At 69.2% G+C, this 20,115-nt stretch carries 23 protein-coding genes; 14 read left to right on the top strand and 9 right to left on the bottom strand.

Features of this window, described 5'->3' with window-relative positions; all coding sequences use genetic code 11:
- Nucleotides 1–2 precede the first annotated feature (2 nt).
- The 3 genes from ACMX37_RS10350 to ACMX37_RS10340 all read left to right on the top strand — a co-directional run bounded on the left by ACMX37_RS10350 (nucleotide 3) and on the right by ACMX37_RS10340 (nucleotide 1,191).
- Nucleotides 3–239 (top strand): MoaD/ThiS family protein, encoded by a 237-nt coding sequence (locus tag ACMX37_RS10350; RefSeq protein WP_483145845.1) that lies wholly within the window; start codon nucleotides 3–5, stop codon nucleotides 237–239.
- Complete coding sequence (locus tag ACMX37_RS10345) at nucleotides 239–685, top strand: molybdenum cofactor biosynthesis protein MoaE (RefSeq protein ID WP_483148393.1); 447 nt, start codon at nucleotides 239–241, stop codon at nucleotides 683–685. The genes ACMX37_RS10350 and ACMX37_RS10345 overlap by 1 nt, the downstream gene beginning before the upstream one ends.
- 68 nt (nucleotides 686–753) lie before the next feature.
- Nucleotides 754–1,191 (top strand): hypothetical protein, encoded by a 438-nt coding sequence (locus ACMX37_RS10340; protein WP_483145844.1) that lies wholly within the window; start codon nucleotides 754–756, stop codon nucleotides 1,189–1,191.
- Nucleotides 1,192–1,485: 294 nt separating this feature from the next.
- On the opposite strand, the gene ACMX37_RS10335 is transcribed toward ACMX37_RS10340, so the two are convergent.
- Together ACMX37_RS10335 and ACMX37_RS10330 are read right to left on the bottom strand one after the other, a co-directional pair.
- A complete protein-coding gene (locus ACMX37_RS10335; RefSeq protein ID WP_483145843.1) occupies nucleotides 1,486–2,175 on the bottom strand; it encodes a Crp/Fnr family transcriptional regulator in 690 nt (229 codons plus the stop codon).
- Nucleotides 2,172–2,672: a hypothetical protein gene (locus tag ACMX37_RS10330; RefSeq protein ID WP_483145842.1), complete on the bottom strand. Its 501-nt coding sequence runs from the start codon at nucleotides 2,670–2,672 to the stop codon at nucleotides 2,172–2,174. Before ACMX37_RS10330 ends, ACMX37_RS10335 begins: the two co-directional genes overlap by 4 nt.
- A 238-nt stretch (nucleotides 2,673–2,910) precedes the next feature.
- On the opposite strand from ACMX37_RS10330, the gene rplU reads away from it, so the two are divergent.
- The 4 genes from rplU (at nucleotide 2,911) to ACMX37_RS10310 (ending at nucleotide 4,999) form a co-directional block, all read left to right on the top strand.
- Nucleotides 2,911–3,297 (top strand): 50S ribosomal protein L21, encoded by a 387-nt coding sequence (rplU, locus tag ACMX37_RS10325; protein WP_483145841.1) that lies wholly within the window; start codon nucleotides 2,911–2,913, stop codon nucleotides 3,295–3,297.
- 14 nt (nucleotides 3,298–3,311) lie between these two features.
- Nucleotides 3,312–3,581: a 50S ribosomal protein L27 gene (gene rpmA, locus ACMX37_RS10320; protein WP_483145840.1), complete on the top strand. Its 270-nt coding sequence runs from the start codon at nucleotides 3,312–3,314 to the stop codon at nucleotides 3,579–3,581.
- 232 nt (nucleotides 3,582–3,813) lie between these two features.
- Complete coding sequence (locus tag ACMX37_RS10315; protein ID WP_483145839.1) at nucleotides 3,814–4,347, top strand: GNAT family N-acetyltransferase; 534 nt, start codon at nucleotides 3,814–3,816, stop codon at nucleotides 4,345–4,347.
- A 55-nt stretch (nucleotides 4,348–4,402) separates the two neighbouring features.
- The gene (locus ACMX37_RS10310; protein ID WP_483145838.1) at nucleotides 4,403–4,999 is read left to right on the top strand and encodes a TetR/AcrR family transcriptional regulator; all 597 of its coding nucleotides are present in this window, start codon (nucleotides 4,403–4,405) and stop codon (nucleotides 4,997–4,999) included.
- On the opposite strand, the gene ygfZ is transcribed toward ACMX37_RS10310, so the two are convergent.
- A complete protein-coding gene (ygfZ, locus tag ACMX37_RS10305; protein ID WP_483145837.1) occupies nucleotides 4,996–5,730 on the bottom strand; it encodes a CAF17-like 4Fe-4S cluster assembly/insertion protein YgfZ in 735 nt (244 codons plus the stop codon). The two genes, ACMX37_RS10310 and ygfZ, sit on opposite strands and share 4 nt — an antisense overlap.
- 38 nt (nucleotides 5,731–5,768) lie before the next feature.
- On the opposite strand from ygfZ, the gene pyrC reads away from it, so the two are divergent.
- Nucleotides 5,769–6,806 (top strand): dihydroorotase, encoded by a 1,038-nt coding sequence (gene pyrC / locus ACMX37_RS10300; RefSeq protein WP_483145836.1) that lies wholly within the window; start codon nucleotides 5,769–5,771, stop codon nucleotides 6,804–6,806.
- Here the strand turns inward: pyrC and rarD are convergent.
- The gene (gene rarD / locus ACMX37_RS10295; protein WP_483145835.1) at nucleotides 6,798–7,712 is read right to left on the bottom strand and encodes an EamA family transporter RarD; all 915 of its coding nucleotides are present in this window, start codon (nucleotides 7,710–7,712) and stop codon (nucleotides 6,798–6,800) included. The two genes, pyrC and rarD, sit on opposite strands and share 9 nt — an antisense overlap.
- A gap of 263 nt (nucleotides 7,713–7,975) precedes the next feature.
- Between rarD and ACMX37_RS10290 the strand changes: the two genes are divergently transcribed.
- Entirely contained in the window at nucleotides 7,976–8,680 is a 705-nt protein-coding gene (locus tag ACMX37_RS10290) for a hypothetical protein (RefSeq protein WP_483145834.1), read from the top strand.
- Here ACMX37_RS10290 and astD read toward each other — a convergent pair.
- The gene (gene astD, locus ACMX37_RS10285) at nucleotides 8,677–10,089 is read right to left on the bottom strand and encodes a succinylglutamate-semialdehyde dehydrogenase (protein WP_483145833.1); all 1,413 of its coding nucleotides are present in this window, start codon (nucleotides 10,087–10,089) and stop codon (nucleotides 8,677–8,679) included. The genes ACMX37_RS10290 and astD overlap by 4 nt on opposite strands.
- 85 nt (nucleotides 10,090–10,174) lie before the next feature.
- Nucleotides 10,175–11,587, bottom strand: a complete 1,413-nt coding sequence (locus tag ACMX37_RS10280; protein ID WP_483145832.1) for a protein adenylyltransferase SelO — start codon at nucleotides 11,585–11,587, stop codon at nucleotides 10,175–10,177.
- A 75-nt stretch (nucleotides 11,588–11,662) separates the two neighbouring features.
- On the opposite strand from ACMX37_RS10280, the gene ACMX37_RS10275 reads away from it, so the two are divergent.
- The 5 genes from ACMX37_RS10275 (at nucleotide 11,663) to ACMX37_RS10255 (ending at nucleotide 17,530) form a co-directional block, all read left to right on the top strand.
- The gene (locus ACMX37_RS10275) at nucleotides 11,663–12,529 is read left to right on the top strand and encodes an alpha/beta fold hydrolase (RefSeq protein WP_483145831.1); all 867 of its coding nucleotides are present in this window, start codon (nucleotides 11,663–11,665) and stop codon (nucleotides 12,527–12,529) included.
- Nucleotides 12,526–13,665: a glycosyltransferase gene (locus tag ACMX37_RS10270; protein ID WP_483145830.1), complete on the top strand. Its 1,140-nt coding sequence runs from the start codon at nucleotides 12,526–12,528 to the stop codon at nucleotides 13,663–13,665. The genes ACMX37_RS10275 and ACMX37_RS10270 overlap by 4 nt, the downstream gene beginning before the upstream one ends.
- 154 nt (nucleotides 13,666–13,819) lie before the next feature.
- Nucleotides 13,820–14,605, top strand: coding sequence for a tetratricopeptide repeat protein (locus ACMX37_RS10265; protein WP_483145829.1), 786 nt, complete (start codon nucleotides 13,820–13,822; stop codon nucleotides 14,603–14,605).
- 23 nt (nucleotides 14,606–14,628) lie between these two features.
- Nucleotides 14,629–15,978, top strand: coding sequence for a PQQ-binding-like beta-propeller repeat protein (locus ACMX37_RS10260; protein ID WP_483145828.1), 1,350 nt, complete (start codon nucleotides 14,629–14,631; stop codon nucleotides 15,976–15,978).
- Between the two features lie 139 nt (nucleotides 15,979–16,117).
- Nucleotides 16,118–17,530 carry a methyltransferase family protein gene (locus tag ACMX37_RS10255; protein ID WP_483145827.1) on the top strand — a complete coding sequence of 471 codons (1,413 nt, stop codon included), beginning with the start codon at nucleotides 16,118–16,120 and terminating at the stop codon, nucleotides 17,528–17,530.
- A 2-nt stretch (nucleotides 17,531–17,532) separates the two neighbouring features.
- Here ACMX37_RS10255 and ACMX37_RS10250 read toward each other — a convergent pair whose 3' ends face one another.
- The 3 genes from ACMX37_RS10250 to ACMX37_RS10240 form a co-directional block, all read right to left on the bottom strand.
- Nucleotides 17,533–17,835, bottom strand: coding sequence for a putative quinol monooxygenase (locus tag ACMX37_RS10250; protein ID WP_483145826.1), 303 nt, complete (start codon nucleotides 17,833–17,835; stop codon nucleotides 17,533–17,535).
- Nucleotides 17,836–17,850: 15 nt separating this feature from the next.
- Nucleotides 17,851–19,221 (bottom strand): glutamate--cysteine ligase, encoded by a 1,371-nt coding sequence (locus ACMX37_RS10245; RefSeq protein WP_483145825.1) that lies wholly within the window; start codon nucleotides 19,219–19,221, stop codon nucleotides 17,851–17,853.
- Nucleotides 19,222–19,340: 119 nt separating this feature from the next.
- On the bottom strand, nucleotides 19,341–20,099 hold the full coding sequence (locus tag ACMX37_RS10240) for a 16S rRNA (uracil(1498)-N(3))-methyltransferase (RefSeq protein ID WP_483145824.1): 759 nt from the start codon (nucleotides 20,097–20,099) through the stop codon (nucleotides 19,341–19,343).
- Nucleotides 20,100–20,115 lie beyond the last annotated feature (16 nt).

The raw sequence follows: 20,115 nt of genomic DNA, 5'->3' as shown, positions 1-20,115 counted from the left end.
TGGTGACGGTGGTGTTCCTCGGCAAGCTCGCGGACCTTGCGGGCGCGCCCTCGCTCGCGCTCGCGGCGCCGCTCGACTGGGCGGGGCTGAAGGCGGCGCTCCCCGGACCGCTGGCCAAGGCGGCGGACGATCCGCGCAACCGCGTCGCCCTCAACGGCGCGCTGCTGGCCGACAAGGCCGCGCTTCGGGCGGGCGAGGGTGACGAGATCGCGCTGCTCCCGCCGGTGTCGGGGGGATGATGCGCGATATCCGCCTGCTGCCGCAGATGTTCATTCCCGGCACGCTGATCGGGCCCTTCACCAATGCCAACCCCGGCCTCGGCGGCGTGTGCACCTTCGTTGGCGAGGTGCGCTACGACGAGGGCGTGGAGGCGCTCGAGCTCACCCATTACGAGCCGCTCACCCTGCCCGGGATGCATGACCTCGCGGATCGCGCCTTCGACCGCTTCACCCTGATGGGCCTCCTGATGGTCCACCGCGTCGGCCTGATGCGCCCGGGCGAGCCGATCGTCTGCGTCTCGGCTGCCGCGCTCCACCGCCGCGACGCGATCGACGCGGTCGACTTCTGCATGGACCATCTCAAGAGCGCCGCGTGGTTCTGGAAGCGCGAGAAGCGCGCGGGCCAATGGCACTGGATCGAGCCACGCGAACAGGATCACAGGGATCTTGCGCGCTGGCAGGCGTGATTTGACCGCGATCAAAGCAGGCCCGCCCCCGCACCGGTAATTCTCCTCCCAACATCAGGAGGATCACCATGAGCCACATCGTCCACGATCTCATCGCCCGCGGCGACGCGCGCGTCGTCGAGCAGCCCGAAGCGGCACCCGTCCGTCACCAGGTCGAGGTCGACCGCAATTTCGGCCTGCCCACCGCGCTCTACGGGGCGACCGTGGCCGGCTATCTCGGCTTTCTGGTGATCGTCGGCAGCGCCTTCGCCAATCCCGTCCTGGCGATCCCGATGGCGATCTTCGTGCTGTTCATCGTCGCGGGCTTCGGCATTCCGGCGATCTGGACGCGCCTTGCCGGCAATGCCAGCGCGCCGCAGACCCTCGGCGAGTTCGAGACGCGCGGGATCATGACCAACACCGGGCGCCTCGCACCGCGCGATGCCGCCATCCAGGTGCTGATCCTGCCGGTGCTGCTGGTGATCTGGGGTCTTGCCGTGGCGGTGATCGCCGCCGTGGTGGCCTGACAGGCTCTTCCCTAGGGGCGGCGGCTCCTCTCCCCCAGCTGCCGCCCCAACTCTTCATTCCTCGAACCGCCCGCCCCGTCTCTCCATCCGGCCCGCCAAGTGTACCATCAGGGTATGGCTGCCGGGTGAGGAGTCGGGGCGGGCGGTTTGTATCGCATAAGGACGACCTCCGTTCGCCCTGAGCTTGTCGGAAGCGAAGCTGAACCGAAGGTTCAACGGCTGCTCTTCTCTCGAGACGAAGCCTGAAGAAAAGGACGGTGCTTCGACAAGCTCAGCACGAACGGAACGGGGCTCTCAACGTCCCGAAATCTCGTGCAGCAACTCGGGATTGCGCAGCGCGATGCCGCGCTTGCCCTCGCGCTTGATGGCACCGATGTCCTCCAGCTCGCCGAGCTTGCGGCTCACGGTCTCGATCGTGAGGCCGAGCATGTTGGCGATCTCGCCGCGGGTCAGCGGCAGTTCGAAGAACTTGGCCAGATGGCACGAGCTCTCGCTCGCGGCGGCCGCGAAATCGTGGAGCAGGGCGGCGAGCCGCGCCTCGGCGCTGGCGTGGCCGGTCAGCTCGAGGAGGTTGCGGGTCGCCAGCAGGTCCGCCTGGCTGCGGCGCAGCAGCGCGCGGGCGAGTGCCGGGTAATCCTCGATCGCCCGCTCGATGTCGCGCCGCGCGAAGGTGCAAAGCCGGCTCTCGGTCAGCGCCACCACGTCGTGATGCGCGAAAGGCGCGAAGAGCTCGCCGATGAAGCCGGCGGGGTGGACGAGGGCGAGGATCTGCTCGTTGCCGTCCTGGTCGATCGCCGAGACCTTGAGCGCGCCGCTCAGCAGGGTCGCGCAGGCGGCTTCCTCGTCGCCGGCCGCGAACAGCATTTCGCCGCGCTTCAACACGCGGGTGCGCCCCGCGGCGGCCATCGCGTCGCGTTCCTCGGGGGTGAGCACCGCGCAGGCGGCGGTTTCCTTGACCGGGCAGGTGCTGCACGCGAGGTTCATGATCCCATCGTCTCCCACAAACGCGCAATGCCCGCATCCTCGCGGGCGAGGCTCGCTGCCACTTCGCTCTGAAGCGCGGTGAGCGCCGGCTCCGGGCCGAGCGCGGCAGCCGCCTCGGCGGCGAGCGCGTCGAGCGCGGCGAGCGTGCCGGCGGTTTGCCCGCGCTGCGCGTCGAGATCGGCGAGCGCGACCAGCGCGGCGGCGCGAGCGTTGCTCTCGATGGGCTGCCCGGCGGCGGCACGCGCGAGTCGTGCGGCCTGGCCTTCCCGGGCGAGGAAGGTGCCGTGCGAGGCGGCGGCGGCCTCGCGCAGTTCGGCGAGGCGCGCGGGCGGGGTGGTGGGGCGAATCGGTGCGGGCGGGGCAGGTGTCGCAGGCGCGGGGCCGCTCTCGAACGGGCGCATCGCCAGCGAGGGATAGTCGTCGCTCCCCCCTGCGCAGGCGGCAAGGGCTGCGACCAGCGACGCGACGGCGGCGGATTTTGTCGGTTGTGAACGCATAAAGATCCCGTGTCCTGTTAGCATGACACTCGTTGCTGGCAAAGCGTCGTCACAGAAACGCGGCGTGCGACTTTTTGACGAAGCGCGCGCGGCTGGGGCGTTGACTTGCCGGCGCCTTTCCCCTAACGGCACGCATCCTTTACGGGGCTGCACTTGCGCAAGCCCCGCATTGCTGGTCGGTTCGTGTGGGCGTCACCACCTGTTCCGGTCACCGCGTGAGACAAGAGAGTTTAGAGCCATGTTCGCTGTAGTGCGCACGGGCGGCAAGCAATATCGGGTTGCCGCCGGAGACAAGATTGCCGTTGAAAAGCTCGCAGGCGAAGCCGGCGACACGATCACGCTGGGCGATGTCCTGCTGGCCGGTGAAGGCGATTCCCTCGCCGACGCCAAGTCGGTGACCGTCTCGGCCGAGATCATCGCCCAGGCCAAGAGCGAGAAGGTGGTCGTCTTCAAGAAGCGCCGCCGTCACAACTATCGCCGCAAGAACGGCCACCGCCAGCAGATGACCCTGCTGCGCATCACCGCCGTGGGCGCTGGCGAAGCCGCCAAGCCGGCCAAGAAGGCCGCCGCCAAGAAGACCAAGACCGAAGCCCCGGCCGCCGAAGCGGCTGCGTCGGCCGAATAAGGAGCGACTGAGCCATGGCACACAAGAAAGCAGGCGGTTCGTCGCGCAACGGTCGTGATTCGGCCGGTCGTCGTCTCGGCGTGAAGAAGTTCGGCGGTCAGGAAGTGATCGGCGGCAACATCATCATCCGTCAGCGCGGGACCAAGGTGTACCCGGGCGTCAACGTGGGCATGGGCAAGGACCATACCCTCTATGCGCTCGCCGAAGGTGTGGTCCGATTCCACGCGGGCAAGCTCGGCCGCAAATACGTCTCCGTGGACGCGATGGCCGAAGCCGCAGAATAAGCGGACGATTCGATAAAGGGGTCGTCCGGAAGGACGGTCCCGGTCGGTGAAAGACCGACCAGATGAGGGAGACAGGACCGTCCTCGGCAGAGGGGGTCAGTCTCCCTTTTTCGCGTTCTCCCTCGAAAACCTGCGGAATCATAATGTTTCGCGGCCTTAAAATTGTCATGCGGTCGCCCTAGAGCGTCGCGGGGCGAGGAAGGGAGTTCTCGTGTTCCATCGCAGTCAAAGATTGCTGCTCCGGCCGATCTGGCCCGAGGACTGGCAGGCGCTGTTCGCAGGGATCGCGGACGAGGGCGTGGTGCGCAACCTGGCGCGCGCACCGTGGCCCTATCGCGAGGCCGATGCGCGCGAATTCGCCGCGCTGCCGGCCGATCCGCTCCATCCGCGTTTCCTGATCACCCGCGCCGCCGATGCCAGGGCGGTGGGCTGCATCGGCATCGGCCAGCCCGGCGATGCCGGCAGCAGCCATCCCGGCGAGTGCGAGCTCGGCTACTGGATCGCGCGCGAGTACTGGGGGAAGGGCTATGCGACCGAGGCCGGCGCAGCGGTGCTGGAAATCGCCGCGACGCTCGGCCACGGGGTGCTTACCGCCGCGCACTTCCTCGACAATCCGGCCTCGGGGCGGGTGCTGCGCAAGCTCGGCTTCGAGCCCACGGGCCGGGTCGAGCCGCGCTGGTCGTGCGGGCGCGGGGCCGAGGTCGAGGCGGTGCAGTATCGCCGCCTGCTGGTGCAGGAGGCGATCGCCAGCCAGCGCGCCGCCTGAACCGGGGCGCGTCCGGCTTGTCGGTGCCTGCATAATCCCCTAGGGCCGCAGGCCTATGGTCGCCCGAAAAAGACTGACTCCGGAAGAATCGCGCAACACCGCGCTCGAGGCCGCGCGCGCGCTGCTGATCGAGACGGGGCCGCAGTCGGTGACCCTGAAGGCGGTCTCGGCGCGCATCGGGCGCACCCATGCGAACCTGCTGCACCACTTCGGTTCGGCCTCAGGGTTGCAGAAGGCGCTTGCCGAGCATCTCGCCCGCACGGTGTGCGAGACGATCCGCGAGGCCGTCCATGCCAGCCGCGCCGGGCTCGGCCATCCGCGCGAGGTGGTCGATCTGGCCTTCGACGCCTTCGACCGTGAAGGGGCGGGGGCGCTGACCAGCTGGATGCTGCTGACCGGAAACGAGGATGCGCTCGACCCGATCATCGGCACGATCCACGACCTGCTCGACGAGCTCGCCCCGGGAGAGCCGCCGGAGCATATCGCCGACCGCCGGATGCACCGCGAGACTCTGAGCCTGGTTCTGCTGGCGCTGGGCGATGCGCTGATCGGCGATGCCCTGGCCAAGTCGCTCGGCCTGCCGCGAGATGCCGCGCGCGAGCGGGCGACGGCGATGCTCGAGACGAGCTTCGCCGAGCACCAGCCGGGCTAGCCCTCGGGCGCCGCCACCCCTGCACCCTGCCATGCGGGCAGTGTGGCGGGGTCGAGGCCTTCCACCCTCAGGTGATCGACCGCCAGGCCGAGATCGGGATGGGCCGCCGTGCGCCGCGTCTCGTCAGAGGCGGCGAGGGGCACCACCACCAGCCGGCGGTTGACCTTCTGGCGCCAGTTCATCCGCGCGGTGTTCTCCTGCCCGACATAGCAGCCCTTGGTGAAGCTCACCCCGTGAAGCTCGACGGCATTGGTCTCGAGCCACAGGATGTCGCCCATCTCGGCCCGCCCCTCGGGCACGCCGAGGGCGAGGCGGTGCGCCAGCCATTCGGCATCGGCGCTCTCGCCTTCGGGCGCGGCGAGCCAGCGATGGCCGAGCTCCGGCAGGCGCGGATCGGGGACGGCCCCCTCCTGCGGCTCGGGGCTCCAGTGCACCGCGAGGCTCTCGTCGCGCGCGATGGCGATCTTGCGGCGCAGGCGGTACATCGACAGGCGCTTGACCAGCTCGTCGGCATGGGCGGCCTCGCAGTCGAGCAGCAGCCCTGCCGCATCGCGCCACACGAGGAAGTCGAACATGTGCTTGCCCTGCGCGCTCAGCAGCGCGGCATAGCAGGGCAGCGGACCCATCACGTCATTGGTGACGAGGCCCTGGAGGAAGGCCGCGACGTCCTCGCCCTCGTCGAGGGGGGAGACGCGGATGATCGCGCGGGAGGCGAGGTGGGTTGCCATCATGCGTGACAGATAGGCACGCCCAAAGCTAAGGGGAAGCCATGACCGACCGCCTCACGATCCGCCGCCCCGACGACTGGCACCTGCATTTCCGCGACAACGCGGTCATGCGCGAGGTGGTGCCCTATACCGCGCGCCAGTTCGCCCGGGCGATCGTGATGCCCAACCTTACCCCGCCGGTGACGACGACTGAGCTTGCTGCGGCCTATCGCGAGCGCATCCTCGCCGCGGTGCCCGAGGGCGTGCGCTTCACGCCGCTGATGACCTGCTACCTCACCGACAACACCGATGCCGACGATCTCGCGCGCGGCGCGGCCGAGGGCGTGTTCACCGCCGCCAAGATGTATCCCGCTAACGCGACGACCAATTCGGCTGCGGGCGTGACGAATGTCGAGAAGCTCTATTCCGTGCTCGCGCGGATGGAGGCCGAGGACATCGTGCTGTGCATCCACGGCGAGGTCACCGATCATTCGGTCGACGTGTTCGACCGGGAAAAGGAGTTCATCGAGAGGCACTTGCGCGGCATTGTTGCGGCCTTTCCGAAGCTGAGGATCGTATTCGAGCACATCACCACCTCTGACGCGGTGGACTTCGTGACCGCCGCCGGGCCGCAGGTCGCGGCGACCATCACCCCGCAGCACCTCCACATCAACCGCAACGCCATGCTGGTGGGCGGCATCCAGCCGCACAACTACTGCCTCCCCGTCGCCAAGCGCGAGACGCATCGCCTCGCGCTGCGGGCGGCGGCGACGAGCGGGAATCCCAAGTTCTTCCTCGGCACCGATTCCGCGCCGCATCTCAGGAAGGACAAGGAAAGCGCCTGCGGCTGCGCAGGGATCTTCGGGGCGCCCTATGCGCTCGAAAGCTACGTCACCGTCTTCGACGAGGAGGGCGCGCTGGACAGGTTCGAAGGCTTCGCCTCGCTCCACGGCCCGGCCTTCTACAAGCTTCCCGTGAACGAGGAGAGCGTCACGCTCGAACGCGCCGAGGTGGCGGTGCCGCCGGTCCTGCACGTGACCGGCGAGGAAATCGTCCCCTGGCACGGGGGGCAGACGATCGGGTGGCGGTTCCTAGGCTGACGCGGCTTTCCGCCTCGCCCACAGGTCCCACACGAACACGCCCACGGCCACCCAGATCAGCACGAAACTCGCCAGCTTGGCGGGCGCGAGGGGCTGCTTGAACACGGTCAGGCCGAGGATGAAGACGATGGTCGGCGCAAGGTACTGGATGAAGCCGAGCGTCGAATAGTCCATCCGCCGTGCGGCAATCGCGAACATCAGCAGCGGGACCGCGGTGACGACGCCCGAGAAGACGATCAGCGCGCTCATCGCTGCATCCTGCCCGAAGGCGGAGCCTTGCGGTCCGGCCGCATACCACGCGACCACCGCGCCTGCGACCGGCAGCAGGATCGCGCTCTCGATCGTGAGGCCCGGCAGCGAGCCGACGGCAACCTGTTTCCGCACAAGGCCATAGAGCGCAAAGCTGAGAGCAAGGCTGAGGCTGATCCACAGGCTCGTCACCGCGCCCGCCGCCAGCAGCGCCACGGCGACCGAGGCGATTGCTACCGCCACCCACTGCCGGCGCGACAGGCGCTCGCCGAGAAACAGCGTGCCCAGCAGCACGTTGAGCAGCGGGTTGAGGTAATAGCCGAGGCTCGTCGCATAGACCTCGCCCGCCATGATCGCCCAGACGTAGATGAACCAGTTGCCGCCGATCAGCACGCTGCTCGCCAGCAGGGCGAGGAGGCTGCGGGGCGATCTCAGCGCCGCCACAAGCTCGGGAAACTGGCGGCGCACCGCGACGATGGCGAGGCACAGCGGCAAGGTCCAGATGATCCGCCAGCCGACGAATTCGAAGGCGGGGACGCTCCGGACCAACATCAGGTAGAGCGGCAGGAAGCCCCAGATCAGATAGGCCCCGATCGCGGGCGCGAGGCCCGAGGCAGGCGGCGTGGCGACGGCAGGGGCGGGCGCGGGGGTGCTCATGATCGCGCGGCGTTAGGGGGACCGGGCGCGGGGCGCAAGCGGAGCGATGACTGAACGGCGGCTGTCGAACCTGCTGCCGATTCGTTCAGCTTTGAGTGACTATAGATGAACGAAATCGACTTGCGGTCCTTCCCACCAGGGGCCGCCGGCGCGCCGGGCTTTGGGGCCGGTGCGGAAAGCGCCTCCGGTGTCGCAGGATGCCGGAGGCGTTTTCATGGGCGGGTGAAGAGCCGGTTAACCATCGCCGTGGCATGGAGCCGGTCATGCGCCCCGTCCTTATCCTTCCGACCGTCTTGATGCTCGCCGCCTGCTCCTCCGGCGAGGGCGAAGCCGCGCGCGATGCGGCGCTGATCGACCGCGACCCGGCGATCGCCCGCGCGCTCAACGACCCGCTGATGAGCGATCCCGATCTCGCCACCCGCAACGAGGCCAATGCCGCGATCGGCTTTGCCGACAGCACGGCCCTTCCGGTGCTGCCCGCGACCAGCGCCGACGCCCAGGCCGCGCGCGAGGCGCTGCGGCTCGAGCTGCTCGAGAACGGGCCTATCCCCGACCTGCCGCTGGCGCAGGAGAGCAAGGCCAAGGCGCTCGGCCCCATGTCGGGCGCGGCCGACCTGCTTGCGGCGGTCGGCGCGCCCGGCCCCTGCGCGGCGGGGCTGAAGGAGGATTTCGCGCTCGCCGCCAGCCTGCCGCCGGCTGCCGCCCTTCCGCCGCGGGGCATGGTGCAGCAGGCCGGAGGCGCGGACGCCCCGGGCTGCCGCATCCGCATCGTCCGCTACCTCACCGCCGCGCCGCGCGAGGACGTGCTGCAATATCACCACGCCCGGGCCCTGCGCGCCGGGCTGACCTCGCAGCGCCAGGGTGATGCGATCGCGGCGAGCGGCAAGGGCGCGGAAAGGCTCGCCGCTCATGTCCGTGCCGCGCCGCACGCCCTGACCGGGGTGACGCTGGTCTACCGCGCGAATTAGGGCCTGACGCCGATGGTGATCGTCGCGCGCGGCTGGTCCATCTCGGTGCTGGCGACCGGATAGGCGCAGTAATCGGCGGCGTAATAGGCCGCCGGGCGATGGTTTCCCGACAACCCGATCCCGCCGAAGGGCGCCTTCGAGGAGGCGCCGTTGGTCGGCGAGTTCCAGTTGATGACCCCGGCGCGGATGTTCGCCCAGAAACGCCCGTAATCGTCGGGCGAGCCGCCGATCAGCGAGGCCGAGAGCCCGAAGCGGGTGTTGTTCGCCTCGGTGATCCCCGCATCCAGATCGGGCACCCGGATCACCTGCAAGAGCGGGCCGAACAGCTCGATGTCGGGGCGTTCGGGCACGTCGGTGACATCGATGATCCCGGGGCTGAGAAAGGGCAGGTCGGGCACCGAGCGGCGCATGTTGAGCAGCGCGCGGCCCCCTGCGGTGATGAGCGCGACGAAGCTTTCCATCAGCCGCTCGGCGGTCTCGTTGTCGATCACCGGCCCCATGAAGGGCTGCGGCTCGCCGAGCGGATCGCCGACCATCAGCTTCCTTGCGAGCGGCACGAGTTCGGCCATCAGCGGATCGAAGACGCTCTCCTTGACGATCAGCCGCCGCGCGGCGGTGCATCGCTGGCCGGCGGTGGCGAAGGCGCTCTGGACGATGATCGCGGCGGCATCGGCGAGCTTGGGTGTGTCGGTCACGACGATGGGATTGTTGCCCCCCATCTCCAGCGCGACGATCTTGCCCGGATTGGCGGCGAGCTTGCGGTTGATGGCGATCCCCGCCTGCGCCGAGCCGGTGAACAGCACCCCGTCGATCCCCGGATGGGCGACCAACGCCTTGCCTTCGTCCGGCCCGCCGATGACGAGCTGGATCACGTCCTCGGGCACGCCGGCGCGGTGGAAGGCGGCGACCAGCGCCTCGCCCACTGCCGGGGTCTTTTCCGAAGGCTTGAACAGCACCGCATTGCCCGCGATCAGCGCAGGCACGATGTGGCCGTTGGGCAGGTGCGCGGGGAAATTGTAGGGGCCGAGCACCGCCATCACCCCGTGGGGCTTGTGGCGCAGCGCCGCGCTGGCGCCCACGCCCGCGTCGAGCTTCTTTTTGCCGGTGCGCTCGGCATAGGCGCCGACCGAGATGTCGACCTTGTTCACCACCGAGTCGACTTCATTGCGGGCTTCCCACAGGGGCTTGCCCGCCTCGCGCGCGATCAGGTCGGCGAACATGTCGGCATCGCGGCGCACGGTGTTGGCGAAGGCGCGCAGCACCTCGATCCGGTCGGTCAGGGCGCGCGCGGCCCAGGGCGCCCATGCGCGGCGCGCGGCCGAGACCGCGGCATCGACATCGGACACGGGGCCGCGCCACAGCTCCTCGCCGCTCGCGGGTTCGAGGGATATGAGGATGTTGTCGGTCACGTGATGCCTGTAAGCCTGATCGCTGAGCGCCCGCTATCCCACGCCGCCCTAATGCGGCTGCGGGCCAAAAGATAGGGGGTGAGGCTCAGGAATGCCCCGCAGGAACCGGCGCTGCCCCGTGGGCCTCGCCCATGCGCCTGAGGCTTTTGACCTTGGCGCGCAGCGGGCCCCAGTCGTCGCCCTCGGCGATGGCGGCCCAGATCGCCTCGACCTCCTCGATCAGCATGGATTGCGGGGCGGGGTCCGACCAGTAGGGGTGATCGGACGGCACCGGCGCATAAGATGCCAGCACCTCGCCGAGCGCCCCGGCAGCGTCGCCGCGTCCGCCGCGATGGGCGAAGAAGAAGGCATCGGGCTGGAGCGCGCCCTCGCGCATCGCCTGCTCGCAGGCGGCGACGAGCTGCGTGTCGGCCTCGACCCCCTGCGATTGCACCCCCAGCCGCCAGCACCAGCGCCGCGCCACGGCTTCCATGTAGAGCGGCCCGAAGCGTTCGAGCGCGGCGACCAGCGGCGCGGTCTCGGCGTGGAGCCTCAGCGCCACCGCCAGCTGCCCGCAGTTCCAGTGCAGCGCCTCGGGCTGGCGACCGAAGGCATAGAGGCCGGCGTGGTCGAAATAGGCGGCGGTGAAGCCCGGGTCCCACGCGGGCAGCCAGCGCCACGGGCCATAGTCGAAGCTCTCGCCGGTGATGTTCATGTTGTCGGTGTTGAGCACCCCGTGGACGAAGCCTGCGACCATGTAGCTCGCGGCGAGATCGGCCATGCGTTCGACCACGGCGTGCATCAGGCGGATCGCGGGCTCGTCGCGCGCGGGGGCATCCTCGGGCGGGGGCGGGGCGGGGAAGTGGGCGAGGCAGTAGTCGATCAGCTGCTCCATCGCCTCGGCATCCTCGATCGCCAGCAGCCGCTGGAAGGTGCCGATGCGGATGTGCGAATGGCTGAGGCGCACCAGCACCGCAGAGCGGGTCGGCGAGGGCTCGTCACCCCGCCACAGGCTCTCGCCGGTCTCGATCACGCTGAAGGTCTTCGAGGTGTTGACGCCCAGCGCCTCGAGCATCTCGGTCGCGAGGATCTCGCGCACCGCGCCCTTCAGCGTCAGGCGCCCGTCGCCCGATCGGCTCCAGGGCGTCTGGCCCGAACCCTTGGTGCCGAGGTCCATCAGGCGGCCGTCCCGCCCACGCATCTGCGCGAACAGGAACCCGCGCCCGTCGCCGATCTCGGGGTTGTAGACCCGGAACTGGTGCCCGTGATAGCGCAGCGCCAGCGGCCGGGGCAGGTTGCCGGGCAGCGGCTCGAAGCGCCCGAAATGCGACGCCCACTGCGCATCCGGCAGTTCCGCCAGCCCGACGGTCGCCGCCGCGCGGTCGTTGCGGAACCGAAGCACCGTCTCCGGAAAGTCCGCCGCCGCTACGGAATCCGCGATCCATCCGGCCAGTGTCAGGATCGCCGGATCGGGCCGGTAGGCGGGCGGGAAATCGGGGTGTTGCACAGCATCGCTCATCCCGCGATAGTGGGCGCAAGCAGGGCCGGGCGCAAGGCGCGCCGCCCGCAGCATCACGGGGAACGACCAGGGCTCATGGCCGCGACTTACGAAGACCGCTTCTGGACCAGCAGCGACGGGCTCGATCTGCATTACCGCAACTATCCCGGCCCCGAGGGCGGGGAGCGGCTGCCGGTCCTTTGCATGCACGGCCTCACCCGCAATTCGCGCGATTTCGCCGGGCTTGCCGAGGTGCTGGCCACCACCCGCCGGGTGATCGTGCCCGAGATGCGCGGTCGGGGCATGAGCGACTATGCGCCGGATTCGGACACCTATTCGCCCGTCACCTATGTCGCGGATGTGGAAAAGCTGCTCGCCGAGCAGGGGATCACCCGCTTCGTGGCGGTGGGCACCTCGATGGGCGGGCTGATGACCATGCTGATGGCCGCAGGCGGGCCCGGGCGCATGGCGGCGGTGGTGATGAACGACATCGGCCCGGTGGTCGAGGCCGAGGGGCTGTCGCGCATCTCCGGCTATGTCGGGCAGGGCGGCAGCTTCCCCACCTGGGTCCATGCCGCGCGGGGCCTTGCCGAGGCGCACGGGGCGGCCTTCCCCGACTACACGCTCGACCAGTGGCTCGAGATGGCCAAGCGCACCATGGTGGTGAGCCAGAACGGGCGGATCGTGTTCGATTACGACATGGCCATCGCCGAGCCTTTCGGGAAGCCCGGCAATGCCGCGCCGCCCAACCTGTGGCTCGCCTTCGAGGCGCTGGCGGGGGTCCCGATGCTGCTGGTGCGGGGCGAATTGTCCGATCTCATCACCCCGGACACGGTCAAGCAGATGGGCAGGCGCAACCCGAAGATGCGCACCATCACCGTCCCGCGCGTGGGCCATGCCCCGACGCTCGACGAGCCCGAGGTGCGTGCGGCGATCCTCGAACTGCTGGACGAGGTGGAGTGAACGAGGCCCCGGGGGCACGCCCCCGCGTCCTGCACCTGCATTCGACCTTCAGCGCCGGGGGCAAGGAGGTGCGCTGCGCCCGGCTGATGAACGCCTGGGGGCCGCGCCTCGATCACACCATCGTCTCCGCCGAGCCGCAGGCGATGGCGGCCGCCGCGCTGATCGAGGCGGGCGTGCCGGTCGCCTATCCGCAGGACTTCCCCCCGCTCACCGGCAGGCCGACCCCGTGGCGGCTGGCGGGTCTCGCGCGGGCGATGCGGGGCTATGACCTCGTATGCACCTACAACTGGGGCGCGATGGACGCGGTAATGGCGCACCGCCTGTTCGCGCCCGCCTATGGCCTGCCGCCGCTGGTCCACCACGAGGACGGCTTCAACGAGGACGAGGCCGAGCGGCTCGACCCGAAGCGCAATCTCTACCGCCGCGCCGCGCTGGGGCGGGCGGCGGCGCTGGTGGTGCCTTCGAGCGCGCTCGAAACCATCGCCCGCAAGGTCTGGCGCCAGCCTGAAGGCCGCGTCCGGCGCATCCCCAACGGCATCGACACCGCCGCCTTCGCCGCCGCGCCCGATCCCGTCGCGCTGCCGATCCGCAAGGGCGAGGGGGAATTCTGGGTCGGCACGCTCGCCGGCCTGCGCCCGGTCAAGCGGCTGCCCGATCTGGTCGCCGCCTTCGAAAACCTCCCCGCCAACTGGCACCTCGTGATCTGCGGCGAGGGGCCGGAGCGCGGGGCGATCCTCGCCGAGGCCGAGGCGCTAGGCATCGCGTCCCGCGTCCACCTGCCCGGCAACGTCGACCCCGCCAGGGTGGTCGGCCTGTTCGACATCTTCGCGCTTTCCTCCGCCTCCGAGCAGTTCCCGCTGTCGGTGGTCGAGGCGATGGCGGCGGGGCTGCCGGTCGCCGCGCCCGACGTGGGGGACATCCGCCACATCCTCGCGCCCGGGAATGCCGCCCTGCTGACCCCGCCGGGAGAGCTTCAGGATCTGGCCGAAACACTCGCCACCCTCGCCGCCGATCCGGCGCGGCGCGCGGCGCTCGGCACGGCCAACGCCGCGCGCGCCCGCGACCTGTTCGACATCGCCGCCATGCGCGCCGCCTACGAAGCGGTCTATGCCGGGGCGATGGGGCGGGGCTTCTGATACCTGCCAACCTGCGCAGATCGCTTCATCCCCCGTTCAATTGCCCCGGGCCATTTGGCCGGTGCCATTGCACGAGAGGCGTCACCTGCCTAAAGAGCGCGCTGCCCCGTGGCCATACGGCGGCGCACGACTAACCGAGGAACACCAAGGCCCCATGGCGCGCACTCCGACCACAACCCCCGAAGGCCCCACGCCCTCGCGCGAGGACGAAGTCCTGATCCGCGAGATCGACGAGGCGGTGCGCGAGGATGCCGTGCTCACCTTCCTGCGCGATCACGGGCTGAAGGTGCTGGGCGTGATCGGCCTCGGTATCGCGGGCCTCGGCGGTTACCTCGTCTGGGATCACTACGCCGAACAGGATCTGGAGCGGCAGTCCGAGGCGCTGATCTCCTCGCTCGACTACGCCGAACAGCGCGATTTCAAGACCGCATCGGAAAAGGTCGCGGGCCTGCTCGGCGGGGACAGCTCGCCCGGCGCGCGCGCCTCGGCGCGGTTCATGCAGGCCGGCGCGGCGCTCGAGGCTGGGGACAATGCCAAGGCGACCACGCTCTACAAGGCGATCGCCGCCGATGAGGACGCGCCCCCGGTGCTGCGCGATCTGGCGCGCATCCGCGAGATCAGCATCAATTTCGACCGCATGAAGCCGTCCGACGTGATCGCCCAGCTCGGCGATCTCGCCAAGCCGGGCAATCCCTTCTTCGGCAGCGCCGGGGAGCTGGTGGCGATGGCCCATCTCGAAGGCGGCAACCGTGCCGAGGCGGGCCGCATCTTCGCCGCCATCGCCAAGGACGAGGAACAGCCCGAAACCCTGCGCAGCCGCGCCCGCCAGATGGCCGGGCTGATGGGCGTCGATGCGGTGGTGGACGTTGAGAAACTGCTCAAGGATCAAGGGGTCGCGCAAGAGGGCGGGGACGACGGCGGAACCGCCGCGGCCCGATAGGACGAAGATTGGACGCTACTTCGATGATGAACTCGAAACTTGCCCGCGCCGCGCTGCTCGCGGGCCTGATGACCGCGGGGCTGACCGGCTGCAAGGGCGGCCTGTTCGGCGGCGGTGACAAGGACGATGTGACCCCCACCGTCGGCAACCGCGTGCCGATCCTCTCGCGCATCGAGAGCGGGGCCGAGGTCGATCCCGCGCTGGCCTCGATCTCGGTGGTGCTGCCCCCGCAGCGGGCCAACACCGAGTGGGCGCAGGTCGGCGGGGCGGCGGGCAAGTCCTACGGCCACCTCGCGCTGGCGGACAATCCCGCGAAGGTCTGGACCGCACGGGTCGCCGGTTCGAGCAACCGCATGCGCCTTGCCGCCGCACCGGTGGTGGGGGGCAACAAGCTCTTCGCGGAAGGGACCGACGGCGTGATCGTCGCCTTCGACAAGAACACCGGCGCGCGCCTGTGGACCCGCGGCGATGACGAGATGACCAAGGACCAGGCCCCCTCGGCCTTCGGCGGCGGGGTCAGCTACGAGGCGGGCAAGCTCTACGCCACCAACGGTGTGGGCGAGGTCAAGGCGGTGAACGCCGACACCGGCGAGGTGCTGTGGAAGGTCAAGCCGGCAGGTCCCCTGCGCGGTTCGCCCACCATCGCCTTCGGCCAGCTGTTCGTGATGACGCAGGACAACCAGCTGATCTCGCTGAACATCAACGATGGCTCGCTGGTCTGGGACGAGAGCGGATCGAACACCCAGTCGGGCGTGTTCGGCGTTGCCGCGCCCGCCGCCGGGCAGGGCACGATCGTCGCGGGCTATTCGAGCGGCGAACTCACTGCCTACCGCTACGAGAACGGCCGCGTGCTGTGGTCGGACGCGCTGGCGCGCACCAACATCTCGACCACCGTGGGCTCGATCACCGACATCGACGCCGACCCGATCATCGATTCGGGCCGCGTCTATGCGCTCGGGCAGGGCGGGCGCATGGCGGCCTATGAACTGGTCACCGGCCAGCGCATCTGGGAACTGAACCTCGCCGGCATCTCCACCCCCGCTATCGCGGGCGAGTGGATCTTCACCCTGACCGACGATGCGCGCCTGCTCGCCATCGCCCGGTCGAGCGGTCGGGTGCGCTGGATCACCCAGCTCCAGGCCTACAAGGACGTGGAAGACAAGAAGGGCCCGATCTTCTGGACCGGCCCGGTGCTCGCCGGCGGCAACCTGTGGGTGGCAAGCTCGCGCGGCGAGGTGTGGAAGGTGAGCGCGGGCGAGGGCTCGGCGAGCCTCTTTGCCGATGTCGGCCAGCCGGTCAGCCTGCCGCCGGTGGTGGCCGACGGCTACCTCTACCTGCTGGACGACAGCGGCACGATCCACGCCTGGAAGTAGGTCCAACCGGCTGCACCGTGCCGTTGCGCGGTCGTCGGCAGGTCGTGCGGGTGTCGTTGACGCCTCGTGCTGCTGCCCTTGCGTGCGCGAGCCGGTCTTTGCCGAGCTGTTAACCAGTCTGCTGTAGGAGTGCGCGGTGATGAATCCGCCGCATTCCTCTCCCCCGACCGCGCGCCCCGCGCTGCCGCCCAGCGACGTCTCGACCGGCGTCGGGCTGATCGGGCTGCTCGGGCTGTTCGCGTGGATCCTGTTCTGCCGCAACTATCCGGTGATTGCCGGGGTACTCGGCCTGGGCGGTGGATTGTCCGGCGAAAGGGGCGTCCTTTCAGGACCTTATGCCTCGCTTGCAGCGATGGTCTTCACCGCCTTGCCGATGGCGGCGTGGTCGGTGCTGGTCGACAAGGTCCATCTGCGCCCCTCGACGGGCATCGACTGGAACCTGAAGCGTCCCCTGCCCGAGGTGATGCCGGTGGCGGTGATCAAGCTCGTCGGCCTGTGGGCGACCTGGGCGCTGCTGGCGGCCTTCTACGTGCTGGGGCGGTGGTACTGGACGGGCAGTTACCTGTTCGCGATGGAGGTCCTGTCGATCGCCATCCTGCCGCTGGTAATCCTTTCTGTTCCTTACGTAATCTGGCTCGACCGCCATCTGCTCGAGCCGCGCGACGGGTGCTTCCACTTCGGCGCCTTCGTCGCCGGCGGCGGGATCGTGGGCCGCGAGCAATGGGACGGCGCGGCCATCGCCAAGCACTGGCGCGCCTGGGCGATCAAGGGCTTCTTCGGGGCCTTCATGATCTCGATCCTGCCCCCCGGATTTGCCCAGGTGGTCGAGGCGGACCCGGCGCAACTCCTCGGCAACCCTGTCGAATTCGTGATGCTGCTGGTGACGCTGCTGTTCGTCATCGACGTGCAGATCGGCACCGTCGGCTATCTTCTGACCCTGCGCCCGCTCGATTCGCACATCCGCTCGGGCAACCCGCTGCTGGCCGGCTGGCTCGCCGCGCTGCTGTGCTATCCGCCCTTCGTGTGGGGGATCATCGGGCCCGACAACCAGATCCTGAGCTACGAATTCGCGACCCCCGGCTGGGCGCACTGGCTGGGCGGCCACACGGCGCTGTTGTGGGCCTGGGGCGGCTTTCTGCTTTTCCTGACAGGGGTTTACGCCTGGGCGACGGTGGTGTTCGGGATCCGCTTCTCGAACCTCACCTATCGCGGCGTGCTGACCCACGGGCCCTACCGCTTCACACGCCACCCGGCTTACCTCTCGAAGAACCTGTTCTGGTGGGCGAGCGTGCTGCCCTTCCTCGTCAACGGCGGATCGCTGCTGGAGGCCTTGCGCAACTGCGTCTTCCTGCTGGCGGTCAACGCGATCTACTACTGGCGCGCCCGCACCGAGGAGGCGCACCTGCTCGCCGAGGACCCGAAATACCGCGAGTATCACGCCTGGATGGAGCGCCACGGGCTCGTCACCGCCCCGCTCGCGCGGCTGAAGGCGCGCCTGACCGGGGGTGCCGCTGACAGGGCGGGCGAGGCCGAAGCCTTCCCCGCCGAGTAGGATCACATCACCGGCGCGCCTTCGTCGGTGTGGAACTTGAGCGCCTCGATCACCTTGAAATCGAGCCCCGCAATGGCCGCGCCGAAGGCCGCCATGTGGGGCGTGGCGAAGTGCGCGGCGAGGGCCGCCTCGTCCTTCCACTTCTCGACGATGTGGAGCACGCCCGGCTGGAGCACGTCCTGCGTGAAGGCATAGGCGATGCAGCCTTCCTCGGCATTGGAGGCCGCGACCATGTCGGCAATTGCCGCCTTCGCCGCCTCCATCGCACCTTCACCGACTTGCGCTTTCGCGAGCACGATCAGCATCTTCTCTCCCCCTCCTCAGAACGATTGTTCGTAGACGCGGGTGATGTCCCCGTTCCATTCCCCGTGATAGGCATCAAGCAGGCGCTGGGCCGGCACCTTGCCGCTGGCGACGATCTCGTCGAGCGTGTCGAGATAGCCGGTCTCGTTGTCGCCCGCCGCATTGAGCCGCGCGCGGGCCTTCAGACCAGCGTGCGCGATCGCGAGCACTTCGCGCCCCAGATCCTGCAAGGTGCCGCCGCTCGGCGACCTGGTGGCGAGCGCAAGGCGCGGCACTTCATTGCGCAGGCGCTCGCGCTCCTCCATCGACCAGCCCTTGACCAGATCCCACGCCGCATCGAGCGCGCCCTGGTCGTAGAGCAGCCCGACCCAGAAGGCGGGCAGGGCACAGATCCGGCTCCAGGGGCCGCCATCGGCGCCGCGCATCTCGAGGAAGCTCTTGAGCCGCACCTCGGGGAAGGCGGTCGAGAGGTGGTCCCACCAGTCGCTCTGGGTGGGACGCTCGCCCGGCAGGACGGAGAGCTTGCCTTCGAGGAAATCGCGGAAGGAAAGGCCCGCCGCGTCGATGTACTTCCCGTCGCGGAAGACGAAATACATCGGCACGTCGAGCATGTATTCGGCCCAGCGTTCGTAGCCGAAACCGTCCTCGAAGACGAAGGGCAGCATCCCGGTGCGCGCCGGATCAGTGTCCGACCAGATGTGCGAACGGTAGGACAGGAAGCCGTTGGGCTTGCCTTCGGTGAAAGGCGAATTGGCGAAGAGCGCCGTGGCCAGCGGTTGCAGCGCGAGACTGGTGCGGAACTTCTTCACCATGTCGGCTTCGCTGCTGTAATCGAGGTTTACCTGGATCGTGCAGGTGCGCAGCATCATGTCGAGGCCCATGGAGCCGACGCGCGGCATGTGCCGCAGCATGATGTCGTAGCGGCCCTTGGGCATGATCGGCAGCTCTGCGCGCGTCTTGTCGGGCCACATGCCGAGGCCGAGATAGCCGACGCCGCATGTCTCGCCGACTTCCTTGACCTGCGCGAGATGTCTCCCTGTCTCGGCGCAGGTCTGGTGCAGGTTCTCGAGCGGCGCGCCCGAGAGCTCGAGCTGGCCTGCCGGCTCGAGGCTGACCGCCCCGTCTTCGCCCTTGAGCGCGATGACATTGCCGCCTTCCTCGACCGGGGACCAGCCGAAGGGTTCGAGGCCCTTCAGCAGATCGCGGATGCCGCAGGGCTCGTCGTAAGAGGGCGCGCGGAAATCCTTGCGCTTGTAGACCAGCTTCTCGTGCTCGGTGCCGATCCGCCAGCGTTCGGGCGGCTTCTCGCCCCCGATCATCGGCGCAACCAGCTGGTCGAAGCCTTCGATCACCGGATCGTCGGCAGTGGAAGCTTCGCGTGTGCTCATCGCTCGTTAGGCCCTCTCTGGCCGGTTGCTCTAGAAAACGGGTTTGCCGGTGGGAAGCCGAATTCGCCTTTGGCGCGGTGAAGCCGAAATGTCTTGCCGGAATGTGACGGGGTGGGGGCCTACCAGTCGCCCGCGGTGCCCATCCACAGGGACAGCGCGGCGATGGCGGCGGTCTCCCCGCGCAGGATGCGCGGGCCGAGGGTGATGGCGCGCGCGGCCGGATGGGCGCGCACGCGTTCGCGCTCGGCATCGTCGAAGCCGCCTTCCGGGCCGGTGAGGATCGCGGCGGGGCCGGAATGGGCCGCGAAGGCCGCCGCCGCGGGCTCGCCCCCGTTCTCGTCGGCGAAGAACAGCGCGCGCCCCTCCGGCCAGCCCGAGAGCAGCGCGTCGAGCTTCACCGGCTCGGCAAGAGTGGGGAGCGCCGTGCGGGCGCATTGCTCGGCCGCCTCGGTGGTGATTGCGCGGGCGCGCTCCATGTTGAGCCTGTCCGCCACACAGCGGCGGGTGAGGACCGGCTGGAGACGGGCGATGCCGAGTTCGGTCGCCTTCTCGAGAATCAGGTCGAAGCGGTCCTTCTTGAGCAGCGCCGCGCACAGCCACAGGTCGGGCACGGCCTCGCGTTCGCGCAAGCGCTCGGTGATGGTCACATCGACCCGGTGCTTGCCGACCTCGCCGATGCGCGCGGCCCATTCGCCGGTGACATCGTCGCACAGGATCACCGTGTCGCCCTCGCGCATCCGCATCACCTTGCCGAGATAATGGGCCTGCGGACCATCGAGCGCCAGAATGCGGCCACCTGCGAGTTCGTCCGCGACGAACAGGCGCGGGGCGCTGCGGGGCGGCCATGCCGGAGTGCGGGGAAGGGGCGTCTGGGTCATGATACCTGCGGAATCT

This window comes from Porphyrobacter sp. THAI-01a (assembly GCF_056868655.1).
This window is presented reverse-complemented; position numbering and strand designations above follow the sequence as displayed.